Genomic DNA, 218 nt, shown 5'->3' with positions numbered 1-218 from the left:
AAAAAGATACTGATACTGGCAATGTAGCAGACCTTCAAGATTCTTTGCGGACTACAGCTGAAGAAAAAGATAAAGGCAAGCAGACAAAAGCGAATGAAACTTCGCAAAATCCTACCAATGTCGACAAAAAAGATACTGATACTGGTAATGTAGCAGACCTTCAAGATTCTTTGCGGACTACAGCTGAAGAAAAAGGAGTGGCAACAAATCACCAAGGT

1 pseudogene is annotated in these 218 nt (G+C 39.9%); it reads left to right on the top strand.

Annotated elements, in window-relative coordinates:
* Positions 1 to 218: pseudogene (locus tag CP368_RS10550) on the top strand (hypothetical protein); the annotation flags it as partial.

Origin of the sequence: Lactobacillus sp. UMNPBX17 (assembly GCF_002553735.1) — a bacterium.
Lineage (GTDB): Bacteria > Bacillota > Bacilli > Lactobacillales > Lactobacillaceae > Lactobacillus > Lactobacillus gallinarum.
This window is presented reverse-complemented; position numbering and strand designations above follow the sequence as displayed.